Here is a 2,019-nt window from a genome sequence, read left to right on the forward strand (position 1 = left end):
GTGGTGACGGGTCTGGATGTGGTGGATGCGGTGCCGGGTGTGGTGGCGGTGTCTTTCGCGGGGTCCGGTTCGGTGTCCGGTGGTGTGGTGTCGCGTACGCATGAAGTGGTGGGCCGGGCTTTGGGTCTGGTGCAGGGGTGGTTGGCGGATGAGCGGTTCGCTGATGCGTGTCTGGTGGTGATGACGTCGGGTGCGGTGTTCTGTGAGTCGCCCGATCCTGTGCAGGCTGCTGTGTGGGGTCTGGTGCGGACGGCGCAGTCGGAGAATCCGGGGCGGTTCGTGCTGGTGGATGTCGAGGGTGCCGATGAGTCGGTTCTGTCGGCTGTGGTGGCTTCGGGTGAGCCGCAGGTGGCGGTGCGCGGTGGTGTGGTGTTCGTGCCGAGGCTGGCGCGGGTGTCTGCAGGTGCCGGTGGGAGTGTTCCCGAGGTGGGTGTGGGCACGGTGTTGGTGACGGGTGCCAGTGGTGTGCTGGGTGGGCTGGTGGCGCGGCATTTGGTGGTGGAGCGTGGTGTGCGTCATCTGCTGCTGGTGAGCCGGCGGGGCGGTGATGCTCCGGGGGCTGCCGATCTGGTGGCGGAGTTGGAGGAGCTGGGTGCGCAGGCGTCCTTCGTCGCGTGTGATGTGGCGGATCGTGCCGCGCTGGCCGAGGTGCTGGGCGGTATTGCTCCGGAGCATCCGTTGGCGGGTGTGGTGCATACGGCGGGTGTGCTGGATGACGGTGTGGTGTCGTCGCTTACGTCGGAGCGGTTGGCTGCGGTGATGCGGCCGAAGGTTGATGCGGCGTGGCATCTGCATGAGCTGACGTCTGGCATGGATTTGTCGATGTTCACGTTGTTCTCGTCGGCTGCGGCGACGTTGGGGTCGTCGGGTCAGGCGAACTATGCGGCGGCGAACGCGTTCCTCGATGCTCTGGCCGAGGTGCGGCGGGCTGAGGGGCTGGCGGGTCTCTCGCTGGGCTGGGGGCCCTGGGCCGAGGGCGGGATGCTCGGGCGCCTCGATGACGCCGACCTCCAGCGCATGGCCCGGGACGGCGTCCTGCCACTGAGCGCACCCGAAGCACTGTCCCTGTTCGATGCCGCACCGGGTGTCGGCGCAGGCGCTCTGTTGCCGATCAAGCTGGACCGTGCCGTCCTGCGTCGCCTCGCTTCCACGACCACCGTGCCGCCGCTGTTCCAGAAACTTGTGCAGGTGCCCAGGTCGCAAGCTGCCCGAGCTGGAGCAGCCCGGGGGACCGTGCTTGCCGACCGGGTGATCGCACTTGCGCCCGCGGATCGGGACCGGCTCGTGGAAGAGCTGGTGAAGGCTCAGATCGCGACAGTACTCGGACACTCATCCAGCCATGCCATCGGAGCGACGCAGGCGTTCAAGGAACTGGGATTCGACTCGCTCACCGCAGTCGAGCTGCGCAACCGGCTCGCGACCGTGACGGGGCTGCGCCTCCCGGCCACCCTGGTCTTCGACTACCCGACACCTGCGGAGTTGGCCGCATTCGTGCTCTCCGAGGCGCTCGGGGATGAGGCCGGCGCCTCCCGCGACCCGTCCGCGGCCGTAGCGGCGGTGGACGATCCGATCGCGATCGTCGGCATGAGCTGCCGCTATCCGGGTGGGGTATCCGACCCGGACGACCTGTGGCGACTCGTGGCAGGCGGTGGGGACGGCATCGACAGTTTCCCGGCCGACCGGGGCTGGGACATCGCCACGCTCTTCGACGCCGACCCTGACCGCACGGGGACGACGTACACGCAGGAGGGCGGATTCCTGTACCAAGCGGCGGAGTTCGACCCCGAGTTCTTCGGGATCTCGCCGCGAGAGGCACTGGCGATGGACCCGCAGCAGCGGCTGCTCCTGGAAGCCTCGTGGGAGGCCGTCGAGCGGGCGGGTATCGACCCTGACTCGCTGCGCGGCAGCCGCACGGGTGTGTTCGCGGGACTGATGTATCACGACTACGCCTCCCGGTTGAGTGCCGCGCCGGACGATTCCGAGGGATACCTCGGCATCGGTAACTCGGGCAGTGTGGCG

At 68.4% G+C, this 2,019-nt stretch carries 1 protein-coding gene; it reads left to right on the plus strand.

What is annotated here, in order from left to right; genetic code table 11:
* Positions 1 to 2,019, plus strand: a 2,019-nt coding sequence (locus tag BFF76_RS30015; RefSeq protein WP_141695701.1) for a type I polyketide synthase, incomplete at both ends; no start/stop codon positions are given.

The sequence above is a fragment of the Streptomyces mutomycini genome (genome assembly GCF_001700505.1).
Taxonomy (GTDB): Bacteria; Actinomycetota; Actinomycetes; order Streptomycetales; family Streptomycetaceae; genus Streptomyces; species Streptomyces mutomycini.